The 21569-nt window shown below is 37.3% G+C and carries 22 protein-coding genes and 2 pseudogenes; 14 read left to right on the top strand and 10 right to left on the bottom strand.

Annotated features, from left to right (window positions below; all coding sequences use genetic code 11):
* Positions 1-5: 5 nt before the first annotated feature.
* Both I6F49_RS13825 and I6F49_RS13830 read left to right on the top strand, forming a co-directional pair.
* The gene (locus tag I6F49_RS13825) at positions 6-431 is read left to right on the top strand and encodes a response regulator (RefSeq protein ID WP_197181042.1); all 426 of its coding nucleotides are present in this window, start codon (positions 6-8) and stop codon (positions 429-431) included.
* Between the two features lie 768 nt (positions 432-1199).
* Positions 1200-1983 (top strand): annotated as a pseudogene (locus tag I6F49_RS13830) (alpha/beta fold hydrolase).
* Between the two features lie 431 nt (positions 1984-2414).
* On the opposite strand, the gene I6F49_RS13835 reads toward I6F49_RS13830, so the two are convergent.
* Together I6F49_RS13835 and I6F49_RS13840 are read right to left on the bottom strand one after the other, a co-directional pair.
* Complete coding sequence (locus I6F49_RS13835) at positions 2415-3374, bottom strand: sugar-binding transcriptional regulator (RefSeq protein ID WP_197181043.1); 960 nt, start codon at positions 3372-3374, stop codon at positions 2415-2417.
* 536 nt (positions 3375-3910) lie between these two features.
* A pseudogene (locus I6F49_RS13840) lies at positions 3911-4578 on the bottom strand (hypothetical protein); the annotation flags it as partial.
* A 107-nt stretch (positions 4579-4685) separates the two neighbouring features.
* On the opposite strand from I6F49_RS13840, the gene I6F49_RS13845 reads away from it, so the two are divergent.
* Genes I6F49_RS13845 through I6F49_RS13865 form a run of 5 tightly spaced genes read left to right on the top strand, consistent with a single transcriptional unit; the run spans position 4686 to position 10281 of the window.
* Positions 4686-5069 (top strand): response regulator, encoded by a 384-nt coding sequence (locus I6F49_RS13845; RefSeq protein ID WP_197181044.1) that lies wholly within the window; start codon positions 4686-4688, stop codon positions 5067-5069.
* Positions 5070-5082: 13 nt separating this feature from the next.
* On the top strand, positions 5083-5988 hold the full coding sequence (locus I6F49_RS13850; RefSeq protein WP_197181045.1) for an AAA family ATPase: 906 nt from the start codon (positions 5083-5085) through the stop codon (positions 5986-5988).
* 6 nt (positions 5989-5994) lie between these two features.
* The gene (locus I6F49_RS13855; RefSeq protein ID WP_197181046.1) at positions 5995-6981 is read left to right on the top strand and encodes a DUF58 domain-containing protein; all 987 of its coding nucleotides are present in this window, start codon (positions 5995-5997) and stop codon (positions 6979-6981) included.
* Entirely contained in the window at positions 6981-8951 is a 1971-nt protein-coding gene (locus I6F49_RS13860) for a transglutaminase family protein (protein ID WP_197181047.1), read from the top strand. The genes I6F49_RS13855 and I6F49_RS13860 overlap by 1 nt, the downstream gene beginning before the upstream one ends.
* A gap of 7 nt (positions 8952-8958) precedes the next feature.
* Entirely contained in the window at positions 8959-10281 is a 1323-nt protein-coding gene (locus I6F49_RS13865; RefSeq protein ID WP_197181048.1) for a Na+/H+ antiporter family protein, read from the top strand.
* A gap of 269 nt (positions 10282-10550) precedes the next feature.
* Here the strand turns inward: I6F49_RS13865 and I6F49_RS13870 are convergent, their stop codons facing one another.
* Genes I6F49_RS13870 through I6F49_RS13880 form a run of 3 tightly spaced genes read right to left on the bottom strand, consistent with a single transcriptional unit; the run spans position 10551 to position 12656 of the window.
* Entirely contained in the window at positions 10551-10982 is a 432-nt protein-coding gene (locus tag I6F49_RS13870; RefSeq protein ID WP_002960891.1) for an acyl-CoA thioesterase, read from the bottom strand.
* Between the two features lie 5 nt (positions 10983-10987).
* The gene (locus tag I6F49_RS13875) at positions 10988-11806 is read right to left on the bottom strand and encodes a M23 family metallopeptidase (RefSeq protein WP_197181049.1); all 819 of its coding nucleotides are present in this window, start codon (positions 11804-11806) and stop codon (positions 10988-10990) included.
* Complete coding sequence (locus tag I6F49_RS13880; RefSeq protein ID WP_166420331.1) at positions 11799-12656, bottom strand: 6-carboxytetrahydropterin synthase; 858 nt, start codon at positions 12654-12656, stop codon at positions 11799-11801. The genes I6F49_RS13875 and I6F49_RS13880 overlap by 8 nt, the downstream gene beginning before the upstream one ends.
* 203 nt (positions 12657-12859) lie before the next feature.
* Between I6F49_RS13880 and fabA the strand changes: the two genes are divergently transcribed.
* The gene (fabA, locus tag I6F49_RS13885; RefSeq protein ID WP_007582756.1) at positions 12860-13375 is read left to right on the top strand and encodes a bifunctional 3-hydroxydecanoyl-ACP dehydratase/trans-2-decenoyl-ACP isomerase; all 516 of its coding nucleotides are present in this window, start codon (positions 12860-12862) and stop codon (positions 13373-13375) included.
* Between the two features lie 101 nt (positions 13376-13476).
* On the opposite strand, the gene rmf is transcribed toward fabA, so the two are convergent.
* Positions 13477-13647, bottom strand: a complete 171-nt coding sequence (gene rmf / locus I6F49_RS13890) for a ribosome modulation factor (protein WP_002960897.1) — start codon at positions 13645-13647, stop codon at positions 13477-13479.
* A 410-nt stretch (positions 13648-14057) separates the two neighbouring features.
* On the opposite strand from rmf, the gene acuR reads away from it, so the two are divergent.
* The 3 genes from acuR (at position 14058) to I6F49_RS13905 (ending at position 16224) form a co-directional block, all read left to right on the top strand.
* Positions 14058-14693, top strand: a complete 636-nt coding sequence (acuR, locus tag I6F49_RS13895; RefSeq protein ID WP_165728614.1) for an acrylate utilization transcriptional regulator AcuR — start codon at positions 14058-14060, stop codon at positions 14691-14693.
* Positions 14694-14742: 49 nt separating this feature from the next.
* Positions 14743-15735 (top strand): acrylyl-CoA reductase (NADPH), encoded by a 993-nt coding sequence (gene acuI / locus I6F49_RS13900; RefSeq protein ID WP_197181050.1) that lies wholly within the window; start codon positions 14743-14745, stop codon positions 15733-15735.
* A gap of 72 nt (positions 15736-15807) precedes the next feature.
* A complete protein-coding gene (locus tag I6F49_RS13905) occupies positions 15808-16224 on the top strand; it encodes a VF530 family DNA-binding protein (RefSeq protein ID WP_007582761.1) in 417 nt (138 codons plus the stop codon).
* 103 nt (positions 16225-16327) lie between these two features.
* Here I6F49_RS13905 and I6F49_RS13910 read toward each other — a convergent pair whose 3' ends face one another.
* Together I6F49_RS13910 and I6F49_RS13915 are read right to left on the bottom strand one after the other, a co-directional pair.
* On the bottom strand, positions 16328-16759 hold the full coding sequence (locus I6F49_RS13910; protein ID WP_197181051.1) for a DUF3859 domain-containing protein: 432 nt from the start codon (positions 16757-16759) through the stop codon (positions 16328-16330).
* A gap of 104 nt (positions 16760-16863) precedes the next feature.
* Complete coding sequence (locus I6F49_RS13915) at positions 16864-18675, bottom strand: protein kinase domain-containing protein (protein ID WP_197181052.1); 1812 nt, start codon at positions 18673-18675, stop codon at positions 16864-16866.
* A gap of 226 nt (positions 18676-18901) precedes the next feature.
* On the opposite strand from I6F49_RS13915, the gene I6F49_RS20380 reads away from it, so the two are divergent.
* The 3 genes from I6F49_RS20380 to I6F49_RS20390 all read left to right on the top strand — a co-directional run bounded on the left by I6F49_RS20380 (position 18902) and on the right by I6F49_RS20390 (position 20118).
* Positions 18902-19249: a TonB-dependent receptor plug domain-containing protein gene (locus tag I6F49_RS20380; protein WP_231615099.1), complete on the top strand. Its 348-nt coding sequence runs from the start codon at positions 18902-18904 to the stop codon at positions 19247-19249.
* Between the two features lie 37 nt (positions 19250-19286).
* Positions 19287-19502, top strand: coding sequence for a TonB-dependent receptor domain-containing protein (locus I6F49_RS20385; RefSeq protein WP_331461453.1), 216 nt, complete (start codon positions 19287-19289; stop codon positions 19500-19502).
* Between the two features lie 175 nt (positions 19503-19677).
* A complete protein-coding gene (locus I6F49_RS20390; protein WP_231615101.1) occupies positions 19678-20118 on the top strand; it encodes a TonB-dependent receptor in 441 nt (146 codons plus the stop codon).
* A 122-nt stretch (positions 20119-20240) separates the two neighbouring features.
* On the opposite strand, the gene I6F49_RS13925 is transcribed toward I6F49_RS20390, so the two are convergent.
* Positions 20241-20687 carry a hypothetical protein gene (locus tag I6F49_RS13925; protein WP_197181053.1) on the bottom strand — a complete coding sequence of 149 codons (447 nt, stop codon included), beginning with the start codon at positions 20685-20687 and terminating at the stop codon, positions 20241-20243.
* Between the two features lie 114 nt (positions 20688-20801).
* Positions 20802-21461, bottom strand: a complete 660-nt coding sequence (locus I6F49_RS13930) for an NADPH-dependent FMN reductase (RefSeq protein ID WP_197181054.1) — start codon at positions 21459-21461, stop codon at positions 20802-20804.
* Between the last annotated feature and the right edge of the window lie 108 nt (positions 21462-21569).

Raw genomic sequence — 21569 nt, forward strand, 5'->3', positions numbered from 1 at the left:
AATAAATGAATAATACTATTGGAAATATGGCGGAAGTTATCGATTTTAAAGTAACACCTATAGATAACACTAAACGACTACTTTTAGTAGATGATGATTTACTAATAGAAATTGTAATTAGAAAAATGCTCAAAGAAGAAAATATTTTAATTGATTTCGCATCAAGTGCAATAGAGGCACTACTGATGGTTTCTCAAAATATTTACGACATTATTATAATGGATATAGTCATGCCGCAATTTACAGGCACTGACGCAATGCTAAAAATAAGAAAGCATGCTGATGCATCAGCAACAAAAATTATTGCTCATACATTTAGTGAAAACGAGAATAACGATAACAAATATGTAAAACTTGGGTTTAACGGCTTGTTATTAAAGCCAGTTAAGCAAACTGTATTAATTGAAAATATCAGATCGTTTTTAGAATAATTAAGTGGCATTAACAGAGCAGTTAACGATTTTAGGACTACACCCATCTAAATTAATTTGGGATTTTACTTTATTACGCGAGGTAAACTCGTGCCTACGGGTTAGGCTATGTTTGTAGGCGCGGCTTTATGCTGCGTTTTTAGTTTTGGTTTTATTACACGCGAGGTAAACTCGCGACTACGGGTTAGGTTATATTTGTAGGCGCTGCTTTATGCCACGTTTTTGGTTTTATTACACGCGAGGTAAACTCGCGACTACGGGTAGGCTATGTTTGTAGGCGCGGCTTTATGCTGCGTTTTTTGTTTTGGTTTTACTACACGCGAGATAAACTCGCGACTACGGGTTAGTTTATAGGTCATTTTGGAATAATTAAGGGGCAGCAGCAGGGCGGTTAACTATTTTATTCTTCAGTAAAAATAATCCATTGAAATATTGTCAGCTACGCTTTTATAATTGTTGCATATACAAGAGTCATCGTTTCACACTTCCTAAAGCAATTTAATAATCACAATTATTAAACCCTATAATTTTATGGGGTAAGTAAACCAACTTAGCCTAGAGCCTACGTATCACAAGGGTTTAACTTTAAAAATATTATGATGGTTCAATAACTATTAGATACTCATCTTGGGATGAAATTTGCTTTATAGGCTTATATTTCGGTTTTATCGGTTACTAAATATTATAATTTTTTAAAATCAACGAGGCATAAATATGAACAAAACACAGTACGTTACAGTAGAGGGTCATAAAATTGCATACCAATAAATTGGTGAAGGAACATCATTATTATTAATACATGGTATACCGACTAATAATGCATTATGGCAAAATGTTATGCCAAAACTAGCATCTAAGCATCGCACCTGATTTACTCAATTTTGGTGAATCTGATATGCCAAGCGACACAGATGTATCTATAAATGCACAATGTAGAATAATGCTTGCACTTAATACTTGAATTCAAGAGTTTATGGAAGAGCTAAATATTTCTAAAACAAATGTTGTAGCTCATGACATTGGTGGCGATATAGCTCAATTAATGGCTGTAAATCATCCGGATAAAGTAAACGGGTTGGTTTTAATTGATAGTGTATGTTTTGATTCTTGGCCAATACCAGAGTTTGAACCTTTGCTAGAACCAGGTGTAGAAGAAAAAACAACTGTAGCTGAATTTGTGGATACATTAAGAGATTTCATGCCCAAAGGTGTTTACGACTCGAGCGTAATGACTGAAGAGTTAATGGAAATATACTTAAAACCTTGGAGCAACGAGCTGGGAAAAGCCGCTTTATTTAGTAACATGCGCAGGCTCAATAAAGAATATACCGAAGCTATTACAGGCGACCTTAAAGCTTACCTCATGAAACGCTCATATTATGAGGTGAAGAAGACAAGTTTCAAAAGCAAAATTCATCAGCCAAAGTATGCGCCAATGTTAGAACAAGCCATATTGATTTGGTTGGACAAAGCAGCTCACTGGGTTATTGATGAATACCCTGATAAAGTGTCTGAGCTCATTGGTGAATTCATGAATGATAAAACATTCTAGAACATCAGAAACACATCAACTGGATAGTTTAAAAGCCATTAAATTCAATAGCTTGAGATTTACTATGTAGTATAACTACTAGGTAATTATTGTTTATACCGCTTGGATATATTAATAACCAAGCGGTATTTTTATATGCTCAATTTAAAAATAGTGTAAATAGGTAAGACACTAATTTTATAACAAGTAGGTTAATGCTTATTAAATAGCCAAAAAATGGTGTTTATACGTTAAATAATGAAGGTGAGTAACTTGGTTATGTATTTACTTAAGCCATTTAACATAATATAAATTATAGGAAGTAACTGTATATATAGAAAGAGCGCTTAAATGCGCCCTTACTATGTCCAATACTAGACGGTATCGGACATTAAGTGCTTTTATTACAATAACAGGTATTACTATTACAGATGCTTTGTTTTTCAAATTGTTCAATCAATACTTAGTAAACGCTCAGCTGTATATTCGTTAGTAATTAATCCACTGATCATGTTTGACCTTACTGCGCCCAAAATGGCTAATACTTTTTCTTCACCCGCAGCTATCGCATAAATCTGTTTGTTAGCATTTGTTTTTAATGGCGTACTTGCTACGCGCTGATTAACTGTGCAATCTAAAAGCTTACCGTTTTTATCAAACACCCAACTAATCATTTCACCTACGGCACCGAGTTCTTGTAACTCTTTAAGTTCTTGCGCATCAATAAAACCATCTATATGTAATGGCGATTTTTCACCTAAGCTACCAATACCCACAAATGTTACATCGGCATCTTTAGCGAGTTTTAAATTACCGGTAATATTTTGTTGTGCATGTAACTGTTCTTTTTCTTCAACGCTTCTTGGTAAAACTGGCAATGGCATTGGATAATGTTTTGCATTGGTATGTTCGGCCATTCTTACTACAACATCATAAGGCGAAGCCGATCCATCCAAAGCCATATTACCCAGCATTGCTACAATTTTATGTTGCGGACAATCAACAGTTCTTAGCTCATCTACACATGAACGTAAAACTCGACCGGTTCCCATAGCAAGTACTTTAGGTTGTTCTGATTTTAAATGGCGTTCTATTTCTGCCGCGCCAGCTTGAGCCAAACCTAATGCAGATGAAGGTTCAGACGGGTCGCTCGGTACAACTTCGCACGAATCTAACCCAAAACGGCTTTTTATTTTTTCGGCCAGATCCATACATTTAGCAATCGGATGATCTAGCCTAACTTTAATTAGCCCTTGGCTAACTGATAACGCAACCATTCTTTGTGCAGACTGGCGAGATATGTTGAGTTTTTTAGCTATTTCATCTTGCGTTTTACCGCCAACATAATACAACCACCCTGCTCTGGCCGCATCGTCTAGCTTTCTAATTTCTGTATTTGATAGCTTTACCACGTAAACCTCTTAAAATAGAAGGAAAACTAAGTCCTTATTTTCATTACATAATTTTAATTATATGTGCTGCTATATAAATTATTTATTAATTTTTGAGTATCTATTTATTAATAACGTTTTTGTTATTTATAGTTGTAAATATACCATTCCTTAATAAAAAATACCTAGGTTTCATGGGATTATGCAGTCATAATTTAATTTATAGCGACATCATTATTACTTATAAATGTACTCTTTAAATTAAAAGCCTCCCTATTTTAAGCGGATTTTTAGAGCTTTATAGCAATTCATGGAACTGTTTTAGGTAAGAAAATAGTGTCGATAACAAGACAAAATTTCGTTATTTCATTGTTCTATATTAGAAATTTTTCACGTAGAAACCTTTGGATTTAATCCCTCAGATTTATTAAGTCTTAGTGAGTACTATATATTTATTAATTACTTGTTTAAAGTAAGAACGCTTTTACACAGTTTTTAAATAACAAATAATTATAAAATTTGGCATTTTTAACACATAAAAATGCCAAACTAGTTGCTTAAAACTTAACAGATATTTCTGAAGTGAAGTCGTTAAATCCTTTACCAATTTGGCCGCCCGAATTAACACCTTCTTCTTGATGAACATACCCAACTTTTAGAATCGCTTTATCGTTAAACAGTAACCTGCGGCTACTTGAATACGCTCTACTGTGTTGTCTGTTTGTTCAATTAAGTCGGAAGTGTTTTCGGCTTCTGCATAACGAGCCGCTACATATAGTTTTTTAGGGATTAGATATTGTTGTGCTTCAAACACGAAGTACTCAACCGATAAGTCGCCTTCAATAACGCTGTTTGAATCAAACGTAGTACCATTTTCATCTGCTATGCCGTTTGTACCAAAATAAGTAATACCGGCAACGGCATTACCAGCGGCATCTGCGAACGTATAATCATCAGACGATTTGCCAACCATATAAATTAAGCTTGTTTCGTCTGATGGTTGATAAGCTAAATTTAACTGAATAATTGATTGCTCAAGTCCTGGCATTGCGCCTACGTGAGTGTCGCGCTCGTTTGAAGGTGACGCTGAGAAGTTATAGTTTTCACCATCGCCAAAGCGGTAGTTTGTTGTTGTTACGCCTACACCATTTTAAAAACGTAACTGGTCGCCTTGATTCGCTTTTAATAAGTTTAAGCCTGCTTTAAAGCCACCTTCAAATTCTATAAATAGTTTATTTATTAGTGTTTTTTAAGTAACGTTCTTGAGCTTATGAAGGGGTTAGCTTAGTATTAAAGCACTTAAGATGTACTCAAAATAGAAGTAACCTACATATGGAATTTGTTCGCCCGCTAGAGCCTATCCTCATTATTGATGATGTTAAGGAAATTCGTGATTATCTAAACCAAATTTTAACTGAGTTAGGGTTTGAAGATATATTAGAAAGTGCCAATTTTAGCTCTGCCAAGCCTATTATGGACAAAAAAACGCCAGGCGTAATATTTGTAGATGTAGATTTACCTGACTCTGACGGCACGGATATATTGGAATACATTAATAGTACCTACCCGCATACTCATGTTGTTATGTGCTCTGGCCATAATAGCCTCGAAAACGTGCAAAATACGTGGGAAATGGGTGCTAAAGGCTTCATTGCTAAACCATTTAATACAAAAAAAGTAGACACCGTAATGAAGCGTCTTGAAATAATAGAATAATAATAAGGTTAACATGCAAAGCACTGTTACTGCGATTATAGAAGATCTTTCGAGTGTTATATTTGGTAAACAGCAACAAATAAAACTGGCACTTACTTGCTTATTTAGTGAGGGACATTTACTCATTGAAGATTTGCCCGGTATGGGAAAAACGACTCTTTCTCATGCATTGTCGGCTGTATTAGGTTTATCCTATCAACGCATACAATTTACAAGTGATCTTCTGCCTGCTGATATTTTGGGTACTAATGTATTTAATTCTACCGAGCATAGCTTTACGTTTCATAAAGGTCCTATATTTAGCCAAGTGGTTTTAGCTGATGAAATAAACCGCGCAGGGCCTAAAACACAGAGTGCGTTGCTTGAAGCAATGGAAGAGCAACAAGTAACAATAGATGGTAAAAAATATACGCTGCCAAATCCATTTTTTGTTATCGCAACACAAAACCCGCTTTATCAATCGGGTACTTATCCGTTACCCGAGTCGCAATTAGACCGTTTTTTAATGCGTATAAGCTTGGGGTTTCCTCCTAAAGAGGCCGAAAAACGCTTAATTTTGAACATGCAAAAACGAGATTACAGCCAATTACCGCAGCGAATTAACAAACAAGAGCTTGCTGAAATTCAATCAAAAATAAGCAAAATTACACTAAGTAGTCCAGTGGTTGACTACATTATTGAACTAGTTAATTACACTCGTACGAGCAATGCGTTTGCAGCATCGCTATCACCGCGTGCAAGTATGGCTTTGGCTAAAGCAGCTAAGTCATGGGCTTTTATTGATGGCCGTGATTTTGTAATACCAGAAGATGTTCAAGTCGTATTTGCAAGTGTGTGCCAACATCGATTAGGTTTACATAATGAATCGGGTGAATCACAGGTAAACGATATTTTAAAAAACGTTTTAGTTCCGGTATAAATTTTTATGCCAAAAAAAACGGTTAAGCGCCCTTCTTTATTTAAGTCATTTAAAGTCAGTTTATTTAATAAGTTATTAAAAAATAAACATTTAAAAAACTCAATTACGCTTGAACATAGAACAATTTATGTATTGCCGTCATCCCTTGGCTGGTACTTTGTTATTGTGGCTATTTTAAACTTTGTGATGGGTATTAATTATCAAAATAATTTAATTTTAATAATGTCCTACCTTATGTTTGTGGTAATAATTATTGCTGTGCTAATGGGTTACAGCAATGCCAAAGGCTTAACGGTTAAATTTAAAGATGCTTTTAATAGTTACTCACCTCAAAAGCCAAGTATCCGATTTGAATTGCAAAGCCCCTCAGTTACCCAATCTATTAATTTAACGTATCAAGGTACTGAGCAAACTCAACAACATACTGATGAAGTGGATAGTAAAACGCAGCTAATCATACTTAACTTACCTTATAGCTCACGCGGTAAATATGCAGTACAACGCATTAAAATTGCGAGTAACTATCCGTTTGGTTTAATTACTGTTTGGAGCTACATTCAATTACAAACAGATGTTTTTGTATACCCGTCGCTTGAACAAGTACTTAGTGATACACATACCTCAATGCTTGACGAACAAGCTGATAAAGGGATATCAAAAGAATCGGGTAGCGAAGAGTTTGAGTCGTTAATCCCACATTTACCTGAGATGGGTTTACAAAGAATATCGTGGAAGCATTACGCAAAAACACAACAACTATTAGTCAAAGAGTTTGCAGATTTTAAAACCGCGAATGCCCTATTCGATTTTACATTGATGAATGGGGATACAGAACAACGTTTAAGCCAATTATGCTTTTTAATATGTGAAGCAACCGAGCAAAACACGCCTTTTATGTTAAAGCTACCTGGTAAAACAATAAATACTAATACCGGGCAGCAGCATAAGCAGCAATGCTTAAAGTTATTATGTTCATTTAATGGTGGTGTGTAATGGGCATACTCAAAAACGAAAAAGTAATAAATTACTCACTGTGTTTTATATATGCATGTTTGATTGTATTTTTTATAGCGCATTTACCGTTGGTTTTTGTAGGCGTACTTGCACTTATTTGTGCATGGAATTTTTTCATAACACTGAGTAATAAACCAAAGCCAAATGCCTGGCTTGCAAACATACTCGCTGGTGCGTCGCTTGGTTTAATGCTCTACACCGTAGGTATGTCCGATACGGTTATTTTATTTGTAGCTATGTTACTGCTTGCTAGTTTATTTAAGCTGCTGCAGGCTAAAACCAAAAAACACTATCATGTAATTACAACGCTTACATTTTTTTCACTCTCATCGGTGTATTTATTTAACCAAAGCATTTTAACGACTTTAACTGTAAGTGGTTTATACATATTAAACTTTGCAGTACTTGGCTTACTCGAATCCAAACATAATTTAAAAATAGCCTCTAAGCAAAGTGGTAAATTACTACTTTTAGCGCTTCCATTGGCTATATTTTTACTACTTTTTTTACCAAAAATGCCCGCCTTTTGGCAGCTTCCTGGGCCTAAGCTTGCAAAAACAGGGCTTTCTGAACAAGTCGATCCATTCGATATTGCAAAGCTTTCTAATTCAGATGAGCTGGTGTTTAGAGCTAAATTTAATGAAAGAAAACCTGTAGCCCCCTATTACTGGCGAGCAATAGTGCATGATGAATTTAATGGCAATACGTGGCTAACGTCTGACTTTTTAAAATATAATAATTTAAAAAGTAATATTGAGAGTACAAATGACGAGCAACTTATTGCAAGCTACTCAATTATTACTGAGCCCGCTACGCAAAAATGGCTCTATGGTTTAGGGTATTCAAGTAGTGACTCACAAAATGTTGAAGGTAATTCACTCGGTTTATTACGAAAAAAAAGCCGCCAAGCTAAAAGCTTACAATACGATGTAAACAGCTTTAGTTTTTCAGCTTTACGACTTGGACAATTTGAAGAAAAACGCTACAAATATCTAGCTCATAAAGAGAATGTTAAAACATCATCACTTGCTAAAAACCTAAAGAAAAATACACACTCTGACCATGAATTTTATAATAGTCTATTGCAATATTTTGTAAATAAAGGATTTACTTACACGCTAACCCCTACACCTATGAGTGGTGATAACACGATTGATCAATTTTTATTTGATAATAAACGAGGCTTTTGCGGCCATTACGCGAGTGCTGCGGCTTATATTTTCAGAACTGCTGGTATACCCGCTCGATTAGTCAGTGGCTATTTAGGTGGTGAACTAAATCAAGATAATAATACGCTCACTGTTCGCCAGTACGACGCACACGCGTGGGTAGAAGTATATTTACAAAACGAAGGTTGGGTTATTTTTGATGCAACTGCTGTTGTTGCACCAGAGCGCTTGAATGGTTCACTTTCACAAAACGAAGAGCTGAATGACGAATTTAAAAGTAATCTAGATTTTGGATTAGTGAGCTTAAGTAATTTTCCGGGTATTAATTGGTTAAGGCTAGAGCTCGAAAATTTAGATTATCAATGGTCTAGCTGGGTACTTGGCTTTGATGAAGAAAAACAAAACGATTTTTTAAAATCTCTTTTTGGTAGTAAAAACATTTGGCTTGTTCCATTAATGGTATTACTCACTGTAGGTTTTTGTTTTGTTGGTTACTTTGTTTATTTAAACTTACCAAAGCGCCCGGCTAAATTAGCGCCTATGGTAAAAGAGTTTAATGAAATACAAGCATGGGCAAAAAAACAGAAGTTTAATACGCCCGAGCATTTAACACCCAGCCAAAAATTACAGCTATATGCTGATCAAAAACCTCAAGCTGCGCAATCAATAAACACTTTTAGCCAATTATTTAACCAAGTACGCTATGGTAAAAAACCTTTTACTAAAGAGCGTAAAACTCAGGCTAAAGATCTGATAAAATTAATCAAAACATCCAAATGAGAATACTATGAATGCTGTTGTTATAGGCGTTATTCTAATGCTCGGGCTATCTTTGGCCCGCGTTAACGTCATTGTAGCTATGATTATAAGTGCTTTAGTTGCGGGTTTAACCGCAGGCCTGGGCATAAAAGAAAGTGTTGATGCATTTAATTCTGGCCTTTCTACGGGCGCCGAAATTGCACTGAGCTACGCTATGCTCGGTGCATTTGCCGTTGCTATTTCTAAGTCGGGCCTAACACGCATACTCGCCGATAAATTACTTGCCAAGGTAAATGCAAAAGGCAGCGGTAATGAAACGTTTTTAAGCTACTTTATTTTATTGATTATTTTAGGCTGTGCGATTTCTTCTCAAAATTTAGTGCCTGTGCATATTGCGTTTATTCCTATTTTAATTCCTCCACTACTCGTTGTTTTTAATCAGTTAAGATTAGACAGACGTGCTATAGCGTGTATTTTAACATTTGGATTAGCAACCTCCTACATGGTGCTGCCTTATGGTTTTGGTGGTATTTACTTGTATTCTATTTTGCATAAAAATCTGGTCGATAACGGCTTAGACATTGTAAATACACAAGTCCCTATGGCGATGATAATTCCTGCATTAGGTATGTTTATTGGATTACTTATTGCGGTATTTATTACCTATAAAAAACGCCGCGACTATACAGAACAACCATTAACAACTGTGAGTAAATCTGCTGATGTCGAAAACCCTAAAAAAGTAATGATTGTAGGGCTATGTGCCGTACTTGCTTCGCTTGTTGCACAAAACTTAAGTGGCTCAATGATTTTAGGCGGCTTAGTAGGTGTAATGATATTTAGTGTATTTGGTGTAGTTAAATGGGAAGAAAACGGCGACGTATTTAGTAAAGGCGTTGCGATGATGGCCATGATTGGCTTTATTATGATATCGGCACAAGGCTTTGCTTCAGTTATGCAAGCAACCGGCGATGTAGCAAGTTTAGTACACAGCGGTGCTGCCCTTTTTGATGGTAATAAACCTTTGGCGGCTGGTGTTATTTTGTTAGTCGGGTTATTAATTACAATGGGTATTGGTAGCTCGTTTTCAACAGTGCCTATTATTGCTACTTTGTTTGTACCTTTGTGTTTAGACCTTGGCTTTTCGGTAATGGCTACCGCTGCACTAGTTGGTACTGCGGGCGCTTTAGGTGATGCAGGCTCCCCTGCTTCAGACTCAACGCTTGGACCAACATCTGGCCTAAATGCCGATGGGCAACACGACCATATTAGAGACTCTGTTATTCCAACGTTTATTCACTTTAACATTCCATTACTGATATTTGGTTGGATAGCAGCAATGGTGCTTTAAGTAGTATGCATGTAAGTATTCGTAAATTTAATTAAAAGCTGAATGTAACTAAAAAGGTATGTTTAAAGCATACCTTTTTTGCTTCTAACAATTCTCTATACCACACATTAACAATAGCCCTACTTTGATTGCTTTATTAGTTAGTTTTAATTTTGATGTTGAGGTTATATTCAACAAAAACAATGTATGATGTGTTCTTTTCTGGTTTTTATATAAGCACCAATTTAGGTGCTTATATAATTTTACACTAGTGTCTTTAAATCTTTAAATTAATCAAAACCATAAATCATTTTATCGCAAACTACCGGTGTCGGTCTGTGATTATCGTCAACTGCAACAAACGTAAAGCTGCCACTAATGGCTGAGTGCTTATCGTCTTTATGCATTGTTTCAAGCAATATATCTACATCAACTTTTAAACTGGTGTTACCTACATGCACGACTTTAGCGATTAATTCTGCAAAAGTACCTGCTGGTATCGCTTCTTTAAAGTCTACTCTATCTGAGGATATAGTAACCAAAGGCTTACGACAAAAACGAGTCGCCGCTATAAATGCCACTTCATCCATCCACGCCAATGCATCACCACCAAATAAAGTATTGTGGTGGTTAGTACGCCCTGGGAATACTGTTTTAGTTACCGATGTGGTTGAGTCTTCAATACGCTGAGCAATTATTGCATCGCGGTTTACGTCAGTCATAATCTCTACTTTTTGTTTGCTAATGTATCTTGCATTAGTAATGCAGGATCAAGGCGTTCGCCTTTCCAGTTAAAGCGCCAATCTAGATGAGGACCCGTTACACGCCCTGTTGCACCAATTTCAGCTACTTTATTACCTTGAACTATTTTGTCGCCCAGTTTTACATCAAGCTTACTTAAATGGATGTAAGTTGAAGTAATACCGTGCCCGTGATCAATAATTAATGTACCGCCTGAGTAGTATAAATCAGGCTCTGCAAATACCACAGTACCACTAATCGGCGCATAAACAGGAGAGCCTGTTTTATTGGCAATGTCTAAGCCAAAGTGCGGACGACGAGGCTCGCCATTAAAATAACGTTGGCTGCCATAAACACCCGATATACGACCTTCTGCAGGCTTTAATACAGGGTCTAAAAAGTACAGCAAATCAGAGTCAACTTCACGTGCTTTACGCACAGCAACTGCTTCGCGGCTTATACGTGCGCTAACTTCTTTTGGCGGTGAAACATATTTTTTAGCTACGCCGGTAATTTTATCAATTTTATATTCACGCTTGGTAATAGCTATCGGCTGAGAATGTGACTTGCCGCTGTTATCTACCCACTTTAAAGTATGAGTAGTGTCAGCGTCACGACCAAAACCAAATACAAAATCACCACTAGATGAAAGTTTTAACTCTTTGCCATCTAAGCTTACCGATTTGGCATTTTCAAGCTTACCTGTAACCAAGCCGCCTTGTGTTAAGTGCCCTTTTAACTCAACCGCCATAGCACTAAAGCTAGTAGAGGCAATAAGTGCTGTTGCTAAAAGTGTTTTAAACATAGCTAATAGATCCTTTTCCTACCCCTTCATAAGCGGTTACTTTTACTGCTTTTTCTGGGTATTGAGCTTTAATTTGACCAGCTACATGCTCAGCAATACATTCTACGGTTGTATCTACTGGTAAAATGTCGCAACGAGATTCGCTAATAGCCATTTCAAAATAGCCTTGTGCCGATGTATAGGCAAAGCATACATCACCCGCTTTGGCTGTTATGTGTTTTAAATCACTGCCGCTAATTTGATCTTCACTGGTGGCTAAGTAAATATCTTCCCACTTTTGAGACCATTCTTTTTGCAAGCGCGGCATAGAAATGCCATCAAGGCTAATACCAATTTGAGAACGATGCCCATGAATAATACGTTGGCAATTACCGTCATGTTTTTTAAGGCCATGACTGTAATGATAGTAAAAGCTTTGGCTGTGTTCAGGCTTAAGAGACAGCTCAATTTTTTCAATGTTATCTGGGAGTTTTGGTAAAATAGTCGCAATTAAAAATTCAGTAACCGATTCAACCGTTACTTCGTCTGCGTTAATCATACAATAAGCTTGATGAGGGGCGCTCATAGCTAAGTGATTGTTTTCACCAAATGTGCAGTCGAGTGTTTTATGCTCGTCAAATTCAGATACAGTCCCATTAAGGCCCGTAGGAATTGCTAATCGGTGATCAATACACTCATCTATAATGCCTTTAATTTGCTTTTTAACTAAACCAAAGTCTAAAACCATAGACTCTTCGTTAAGTTTACCGTGCAAAGTTAAATCAACAATCCAGCTCTCGCCAACGGCGCCGCGTTTGTTACATAAGTAAGAAAAATCAATCACAGTTAGTGAGTTAACAAAAAGGATCATAAACTTCCTTTAGACTGGTTATAAGACAGCGCTAATTATAATGATTTCTGATTGTAATTGCGCGGTTTTATAGTGCAAAAACCAATCGCGTTGATTGATTGGTGATTTAATATGCAATATTTTGATTTTTTAACTGCTCCGAGTTGTTTAGCGTACAAGTGTACGCTAAAGTACTTGGCAATTTCTAAGCGAAGATAAGTGTTATGGAACCTAAAAATAGCTATACAAAAGAAGATTTGATCCTTTGTGGTCAAGGTGAAATGTTTGGTGAAGGCAACTGTCGTTTACCAAGTGACAACATGTTAATGATGGATCGCATTACCTCTATAACAGCTGATGGCGGAATACATGGTAAAGGCGAAATTGTTGCTGAGCTTGATATTGACCCTAGCCTTTGGTTTTTCGATTGTCATTTTAAAGGCGACCCGGTAATGCCAGGTTGTTTAGGCCTAGATGCTATGTGGCAACTAGTTGGCTTTTATTTAGGTTGGTCTGGTGGCCCGGGTCTTGGCCGTGCGCTGGGTGTGGGTGAAGTTAAATTTACTGGCCAAATTTTACCTACTAATAAAAAAGTAACTTATCGCCTTGTAATGAAACGCGTAATTAAACGTAAATTATTTATGGGCGTTGCCGATGGCACTGTAGAAGTAGACGGCCGAGTAATCTACGAAGCAAAAGATTTAAAAGTGGGCTTATTTCAAGACACTAGCGCGTTTTAATTACTTTAACTGAATCCTTAAAAATTTAGTTTTAAAAGTTAACGCACAAACAAAAAGGCCTCCAATGTGGAGGCCTTTTTGCTTAAATTCGATTATTGATTTTAGGTTTTGTACATGTTGCGGTTTTCAATCGCCTCACGCCACCCTCCTAACCACTCTGATTTGGGATCTACTTGTTGATAAGGGCATAGCTCTTTTGAGCGACCTGCTAAACCTGCTTTAAAACCTTGAGAATGAGCTCTTTCTAAACGATCTCTTTTCTGTCTCTTCATCGGTAATATCCTCACCTTTTTATTTATATATTGTGTAGCATTAGTGAAATCTACATTTAATGAATAGTTAATAAAAATGTAAAATTCAAATCGTAAAAGCAATTAAATTGTTTGACTTTAACTAAGCTGCTGATGCAAAAATGAATTAACATTTAAAAAAGTAAGTGGTCATACAACATTTAATTTGACCGGTTTTATGCTAAATAAAATGCGACTCAATAATCGCTAAAATGTACTTAAGTACATAATTTACGACCTGTGCATTTTGACTAAGTTCCAAACAAAAATGTAATCGTGACACTTTTATTTCAGTTATTTTAAATTAGTAGCCCGCCCCTAAATTTGAACTATTTTTAAACAATTTAAATTTATACTTGATTATTTAAAGTCGATCGGTCTAATATATGCCTATGAACAAAAATACATCAACACCAATACGACGTGGTCGCCCACCCAAAATAGCCAGAGAGAACGCCGATACAAAAGCGTTACTTATTCGCACGGGCCTAGAAACCCTAACTGAATTTGGTTTTAGCGCCACGGGGCTCGATACTATTTTAAAAAAAGCGGCTGTACCCAAAGGCTCTTTTTATCATTACTTTAAAAGTAAAGAAGCCTACGGCATTGCGTTAGTTGATGCATACGACAATTATTTTATTGCCAAACTTACCCATTACTTACAGCAAGAAGATGTTCCCCCACTTGAGCGAATCGTTAATTTTACCCAAAGCGCCATTAAAGGGATGAAAAAATACGATTACAAACGTGGCTGTTTAGTCGGTAACTTAAACCAAGAACTTAACCATTTAAGTGAAGAATTTAAAACCAGATTAATGCAAAGCTACACCGCATGGCAAAACCATGTAGAGGTTTGCTTAAATCAAGCTAAGCAACAAGGCACTATTGCAAGCCATGTAAACACACAATTAATGAGTGAGTACTTTTGGATTGGTTGGGAAGGTGCTGTTATGCGCGCCAAGCTCACTAAATCAAATACCCCACTTACTTTGTATACAGAAATGTTTTTACGCGCATTATTAACCTAATGCGTTTTTATTTACCAATTAAAAGACGATCGGTCTAAAAGGATATCCCATGAGTAACCCAATTAAAGCCATTGTTATTAATAAAGAAGATAATAACTACAGCGCCTCATTATCGACTATCGAACATAGCGATTTACCAAACGAAAATGTATCTATTGACGTGCTATACAGCACACTTAACTATAAAGATGGTTTAGCAATTACTGGTAAAGGCCCCGTTGTACGCAGTTTTCCTATGGTGCCGGGCATAGATTTAGTGGGCACTGTTACACATTCCACCAGCGATGAATTTAAAGATGGCGATAACGTAATATTAAATGGCTTTGGTGTAGGCGAAAAACATTGGGGTGGACTTGCTCAAAAAGCGGCACTTAGTAGCAATTGGCTAATCCCCCTACCTGCTGGTATTTCACCTAAACAAGCTATGCAAATTGGTACAGCCGGTTATACCGCCATGCTAAGTGTGATAGCTCTTGAAAAACAAGGCATTACTCCAGAGTCTGGCGAAATACTGGTAACCGGTGCTAATGGTGGCGTGGGTAGCTTTGCTATTTATTTATTAAATCAACTTGGGTTTAACGTTACGGCGGCAACAGGTCGATTAGATCAAAGTGAATATTTAAAAGAGCTTGGCGCTTCACACGTAATTGATCGAAATGAGCTTTCAAACCCGGGTAAGCCTTTGCAAAAAGAGCGTTTTGCAGCGGCAATAGATTCGGTAGGCAGCCATACACTGGCAAATATTTGTGCATCATTAAAATATGGAGGTGTAGTAACAGCATGCGGACTTGCACAAGGTATGGATTTACCAGGATCAGTTGCGCCATTTATATTACGTGGAATATCGTTAATGGGGATTGATAGCGTAATGCGCCCTAAAGCCGACAGAATTGAAGCATGGGATCGTTTAGCTAAATTAGTAAGCGCTGATTATTTAGATAAAATTTCGACAGAAATTACGCTTGATCAAGTAATTGATAACGCAGAGCAACTTATGGAAGGTAAAATTCGTGGTCGTGTTGTAGTTAATTGCCAAAGTTAAGCTATTTACTCTGTTAAAGCCTCGTTATTAAATTTATAATGCAATTTGTATTTTAATAACGAGGCAACACCTATGAGCAACCAAGAACTTTTCAGTAATAACCCACTGCAAGGCGTAAAATTAGAACAAGTGGTTGAAGAGCTGGTTGAACAATACGGGTGGGAACTCCTACACGCTTATTTACAACTTAACTGCTTTAAAAACAATCCTGATGTTAAGTCTGCGGTTAAATTTTTACGTAAAACACAATGGGCACAAGAAAAAGTAGATAACTTTTACCTTTATCGTCTTAAAAACTTACCTAAGCCTGATGATGTTCAATACGAATTGCCGCCACGAGATCGTGTGATCCCAGCTGATCATAAACCGGGTGAGCCGTGTGAACTTAGTTTTGTTGATGCTAAACGTATTGTAGAGAAAAAAGAATCTAAGCAACGTGCTCGCGATCGTAAGCAGCGTTCTAATTCTAGTAATCCTTGGGGTAATTAAAAACTTACTAATTTAAGGTTGAAGAGCTGTTTATAAATAGCTCTTCGATTATCTTCTCATTAACTTCAATTATATCCGCCCCCATATAACTAATAGATAACTATCAATATCCCCGATTTTTCCAAAAATCTGTTTCAGTGCGCTCAGGCTCTAATGCCACATTAAATGTTTTATCAGCAATAATTTTTCCATTAAGCTCAAGGGTCATTCGCCAATCACCCAATTTATTTTCTATTGGCAGCCAGAGTGTATCGCCTAAGTAAAAATTCCAATCACTATCTTTAACGTATACATCGCCTTCAAAAGGGTCCATTACATCACCGTTGCTGTCTGGAATATCAGGATGGTAAATACAATAATGAAGCTTTTCGCCCCTACCTTTTTTAATATTAACGATTAAACCAAACTCAATATCTACTTCAGCTATGACACTTGTTGTAAATTGCTCTATTTGAGGTAGCACTTTACTTTCACTATCCCACTTTGAGTAAATGCCGTGGCTTTGCAATGTAACTACAGGTTTTATTTTAGCCATTAAGATAGCCCTTTATATTGCTTAATTAGTGTTAACTTAACTTTTTGGAATCTAAGCCTGAATTAGAGGAATAAAACACAATCACACAATCCAATTTTTTATATTTAAACAAGTTTAGGATTTTTAGGAAAGTAATGCTCTTCTTGGTGCTCACATAAACTAAACTCACGCGTGTTTTTGTAAGGGAGTTTCATAAAACCAGCCACTCCCACATCTGTAATGTTTACCGCGTATTGCATAAGTTTATTAAGCAGGCGCTTAAACTCAACTTCTTTAGTCGAATCGAGTAAGCGGTAGTAATGGTGAATTTTCATTCTGTCAGGCAGTGCTTCAAAAATAATACACCCCGTATGATGAATTTGGTTAAGCTCAAATACGCACTTAATCACTTTTTTAGGCAGCTGTAGTTGCTCATCAGGGTCTTTACCATCTTCAAAGTATGAATGCGGGCGGGTTATTTCGTTTGCTTTCATACTAACTACTTCGTACTCAAGCTCTGGTAGGCTATCAAACTTAAATGCCCCGGTGCCATCTCGCTCTAATTGAATGGTTTTTCGGGCATCAAACAAACAACACTTAAATAACCCTTTTTGATTAATAGCTTGTGCTAGCATCACGGTGTTATTTATCGCATCACTAAATGCATCACCCAATGATTCGTCATGCATAATTAAAGACGACTCAACAAACAATGAGTCATCCTTCCAATGAAAACTAAGCCCACCAACAACAGGGTACTTTGCTAATCGGCTTATTGATGCTAAAAATGCTTTTTCGGTATCGCCGGTATCAAACAAAAATTCTTTATAATAGCGGTCAAGTTGCGCGTCGTTTATATCGAGTAATTGCTGGTTATGATCGGCTTGGCGTAAAAACTGTTTTCGTGAACTATATACAACTGTATCGGGCTGTTCATCGCTGCCATACCAAAAAGGGATATCGGCTTTTTTTTGCTTTTTATCAAACTCAGGCAAGTACGCTTTAGCCATAGTCGTAATGTTACGCATAAAGTAATCGCCAGCACCATCGCGTATCGCCTTACTTTTAGACAGCATACCGTCAATTACTTTAGCCAGCTCTTTAGGTAAGCCTAAGCTGCTTGCAGGAATAGCGTGTGCACCAAAGCGACACGACTGCGCTGACGCAAGCGCATATAACGTAGCGGCAACGCCTTGTTCGTCAAATCGTGGGGATGATTGCTCCCCCGACATTTGCGCTTCGCCAATAAAGTATACATCACCCATACGAGCATTAGTGGTACTTAAATCACCCGACATTAAATCCATAAAGTTACTAGCTACGGGATTACCAGTGCTATCAAGCTGTGCATATACAGAGCTGCCCCAATCCACTAACGAAAGCGCATCAGTGTTTGCATCCCACACAAGGTTTGAAGGCTTTATATCGCCATGCACAATAGGTTGTGGGCTAATGCCATTTTTATGGCTGCGTAAATCAACCAACACATTACGTAACCTAACCGCGAGAGCCATTATTTGCGCCGCACTAAAGCGGCCTGTTTTAAGCGATACTTTTTCAAGGTCCTCCCCAATGGCGCGTGCCATCATTAAAATCCCTTGTTTTTTAATACGCTCAAACGCATAAAAAGTAGGCACTAAGGGGTTGTTAATTTGCGAGAGCATATACGCTTCATCTTCTAGGCGGTCACGTATACTTTGAGCAAGCGTAATACGCGAAAACTTAAACACCCAAGGTAAGCCGTTATCATCATCACCGGCAAACACAAAGCCAAAAGCACCCGAGCCAATCATTTCAACGTTTTTATAGCCCAGCAGGGTTAACTGCTTAATACAAATATTAAGCCACTGACGATGCTTTTTAGCATCGCGGTGCGAAAGCAAATAAACAGATTGCTCTTCGTTGATGTAAAAATTGCGGATTTCTTTGGCTTTCAATACGGGCTCTCTAGTCTGTTAGTTTTATATAGTTACTTAATCCATTCGATTATTAGTTTTATGTAATGAGATTACAATAGCTTGAAGCCTAGTTTTTAAATTACACATATTTACTCACCTCTAAATAATTACAAATAACCAACAAATGTTGCATCCAATAAATTATCTAAGCCGTATTTAACTTAGCTGCATTTAATAACAAATACATTAAATAGGGATTTTAGTCATGAGAACATTAGCAATTTTAGCGCTGGGCACTTTGTATAGTGGTTATAGCTATGCAAACATAGAAAAATTAACCGTTTATGGCCACAGGGATGGGTTAATTGGTGAGTCAATCAGCGCATCTAGCGGTATTATTGGTCAAGGTGAAATTCAACAGCGCCCAATGTTAAGAAGCGCCGAAATGTTAGAGCTAATTCCAGGTATGGCGGTCACTCAACATAGCGGCTCTGGTAAGGCTAATCAATATTTTATTAGGGGCTTTAATTTAGATCATGGCACCGACTTTGCCACCAGCATAGATGGCATGCCAATTAATATGCGAAGCCTACTCAGGCTTTTGGGAATCTAACCTGCTACTTACTCCAAAACTTGAAGCAGCCGTGGGTGTGAGGTACGACTATTTCGATACTAACGTTACCAGTCTTGCCGCCGTAAACTCAGGTAAAGCAAAGGATGATTTAGTGAATTTTAAAGGGAGTTTAAATTACCGCTTTACTGATTTAGTCGCCGCATATGCTAATTGGGGGCAATCTTTTCATTCTAATGATGCGCGCGGCTCTACTATAAATAGTGACCCAGTCACAGGTGAGCAAGCAGAGTAAGTAGACTTATTAGTTAAAAGTGAAGGCACTGAAATAGGCATCCGATTCGCTGATGAGCAAAAATTTAATTTATCGGCTGTACTTTGGTGGCTAACACTCGACTCAGAGCTATTATTTGTTGGCGATGCGGGTAATACAGAGCCAAGTGACGCATCTAAAGCGTTACGGATTAGAAATGAGCGCTTATTACTGGATTAACGACAGCTTTAGTATTGACGCGGAAGCCTCGTTTACGCATTCTCGTTTAGATATTAATGACGAAAATAATTACATTGAAGGCGCTGTACCAGTTGTTGCAAGTACAGGGGTAAATTGGCATATAACACAGCAATGGCAGTCATCAATTAGAGTTCGTCATATTGGCAAGCGTACATTAACCGATGATGGTGATAAACGCTCAGAGCCTCTAACAGTAGTAAATAGCGCTATTAGCTATGAGCAAACTCACTGGAAGGTAAATTTTGAATTACTTAACCTATTTAATAGTACCGACCACGATATAGATTACTACTATGCGTCGCGTTTACAGGGTGAGGCTGCACAAGGCGTTGAAGACTATCATTTTCACCCTATTGAGCCTAGAACAGCGCGACTAACATTAAGTTTATTATTTTAATATTTAGTAAGAACACAGCAGTACTGTATATAAAAACAGTGCCACTATGAATTGCTACTTACTTGCTAAATTATGTTCAAATAACCAGCAAATATCAGTTAAAAGATATAAATACCAATTTTTTAGGGAACAATACGAATTTGATCAACTGAATTTACATCAACATGTGTTTGATAATAATATTTATTGGTTTTCCTTCCTTTACTTAAAAAGTCGATGGTAACCCGCTTCGCTTCACCTGTTACTTCAATTGTTTTATCAATAAAAAATGTTTCGGCTGATTGTCCGTATTTTTCTGTGAGTTTAGCCGCTACTTTTGAATCAATTGAAATTGTAATAGCGCGTCGATCACGATAGTCATTTTCTGTATTTAAAAATACGTCACCGTACTGAGAGCCCGCAGTTTTAATATAAAACTTAAATGTACCGCTAACACCTTGTGGCGCGCTCTGCTCCGAAAGAGCTATTAAATTCATATTTGCAGTAGTGCCTTCGCCAAGCGCCGGTAATTGTTGTACAGAGCTGCAAGCACTAAGGGCCAGTACACTCAAAAGAGTAAGGTATTTCAAGATATAACATCCTTTTTTTATATGAAGATGTTAATAATAACATTTATTGGTTTATAGTTTCTATAAGTGAAACAAACTAAACCCTAATTAGTGCTTAGTTATATTTTATAAATACTAGGGAGCATTTCGCTGGGATGGGTTTGACTTAAAGCTTTTTAACATCTGCTCAGGATCTTCAACGTCACTCTGATTTTTAGCCGCTTGTGCCCACCAAATCAACTGCCCAAAAGTACGGTGAAAATAATTAAACCACGATGATTTCTCTTGCCCAACTTGCACAGAACCATCGTCATTAAATACTTCTTCTGCTTTTGGTACGTGGATCATTGCTGATACAGGTAAGCAGCCAAGCTCCGATAAAAACGAGCGCATACTTATTGCAGCTCTTAATCCGCCCCATTGCCCAGCAGAATAAGTAACAATAGCACTGGGTTTATACGAAAAGAGTGAGCTACCAAAGTGGTTAAGTAAGTCGCTCAGGGCTGGGCTCATACTATGGTTGTACTCGGGGCTGATCATTACATAGCCATCAGCCGCTTTAATTTTGTCTGCTAAAGTATTTAGCATTGAAGGCGCTTTGCCTTGTGCATATGAAAAATGAGGCTTAAACACTTTCTCGCTTGGGTAATCAAGTGCATCTATCAGTTCAAACTCATGATCTGAAAATTGCTCATTTAAACATTCAATGCAGGCTTTACCTACTCGCTCACCTAGTCGGGCAGGCCTAGGAGGTGTGCTATCTCGCACTGTCCCTAAAAACACTAAAATCTTCATATGTAATCCTTATATGTATTTGAATAACAGCTAAACACTAACATTTTTAGGTATTGTGTATTACACATATGCATTGTTGATCGATTTAATCATACAGCGAGGGTTTTA

Source organism: Pseudoalteromonas sp. SWN166 (assembly GCF_015864485.1).
Classification (GTDB): Bacteria; Pseudomonadota; Gammaproteobacteria; order Enterobacterales; family Alteromonadaceae; genus Pseudoalteromonas.

Excerpts from the sequence above, each read along its gene's own strand:
- I6F49_RS13825 (WP_197181042.1), top strand. The coding sequence starts at position 6 with ATGAATAATACTATTGGAAATATGGCGGAAGTTATCGATTTTAAAGTA.
- I6F49_RS13845 (WP_197181044.1), top strand. The coding sequence starts at position 4,686 with ATGGAATTTGTTCGCCCGCTAGAGCCTATCCTCATTATTGATGATGTT.
- I6F49_RS13850 (WP_197181045.1), top strand. The coding sequence starts at position 5,083 with ATGCAAAGCACTGTTACTGCGATTATAGAAGATCTTTCGAGTGTTATA.
- I6F49_RS13855 (WP_197181046.1), top strand. The coding sequence starts at position 5,995 with ATGCCAAAAAAAACGGTTAAGCGCCCTTCTTTATTTAAGTCATTTAAA.
- I6F49_RS13860 (WP_197181047.1), top strand. The coding sequence starts at position 6,981 with ATGGGCATACTCAAAAACGAAAAAGTAATAAATTACTCACTGTGTTTT.
- I6F49_RS13865 (WP_197181048.1), top strand. The coding sequence starts at position 8,959 with ATGAATGCTGTTGTTATAGGCGTTATTCTAATGCTCGGGCTATCTTTG.
- I6F49_RS13870 (WP_002960891.1), bottom strand. The coding sequence starts at position 10,982 with ATGACTGACGTAAACCGCGATGCAATAATTGCTCAGCGTATTGAAGAC.
- I6F49_RS13875 (WP_197181049.1), bottom strand. The coding sequence starts at position 11,806 with ATGTTTAAAACACTTTTAGCAACAGCACTTATTGCCTCTACTAGCTTT.
- I6F49_RS13880 (WP_166420331.1), bottom strand. The coding sequence starts at position 12,656 with ATGATCCTTTTTGTTAACTCACTAACTGTGATTGATTTTTCTTACTTA.
- fabA (WP_007582756.1), top strand. The coding sequence starts at position 12,860 with ATGGAACCTAAAAATAGCTATACAAAAGAAGATTTGATCCTTTGTGGT.
- rmf (WP_002960897.1), bottom strand. The coding sequence starts at position 13,647 with ATGAAGAGACAGAAAAGAGATCGTTTAGAAAGAGCTCATTCTCAAGGT.
- acuR (WP_165728614.1), top strand. The coding sequence starts at position 14,058 with ATGAACAAAAATACATCAACACCAATACGACGTGGTCGCCCACCCAAA.
- acuI (WP_197181050.1), top strand. The coding sequence starts at position 14,743 with ATGAGTAACCCAATTAAAGCCATTGTTATTAATAAAGAAGATAATAAC.
- I6F49_RS13905 (WP_007582761.1), top strand. The coding sequence starts at position 15,808 with ATGAGCAACCAAGAACTTTTCAGTAATAACCCACTGCAAGGCGTAAAA.
- I6F49_RS13910 (WP_197181051.1), bottom strand. The coding sequence starts at position 16,759 with ATGGCTAAAATAAAACCTGTAGTTACATTGCAAAGCCACGGCATTTAC.
- I6F49_RS20380 (WP_231615099.1), top strand. The coding sequence starts at position 18,902 with ATGAGAACATTAGCAATTTTAGCGCTGGGCACTTTGTATAGTGGTTAT.
- I6F49_RS20390 (WP_231615101.1), top strand. The coding sequence starts at position 19,678 with ATGAGCGCTTATTACTGGATTAACGACAGCTTTAGTATTGACGCGGAA.
- I6F49_RS13930 (WP_197181054.1), bottom strand. The coding sequence starts at position 21,461 with ATGAAGATTTTAGTGTTTTTAGGGACAGTGCGAGATAGCACACCTCCT.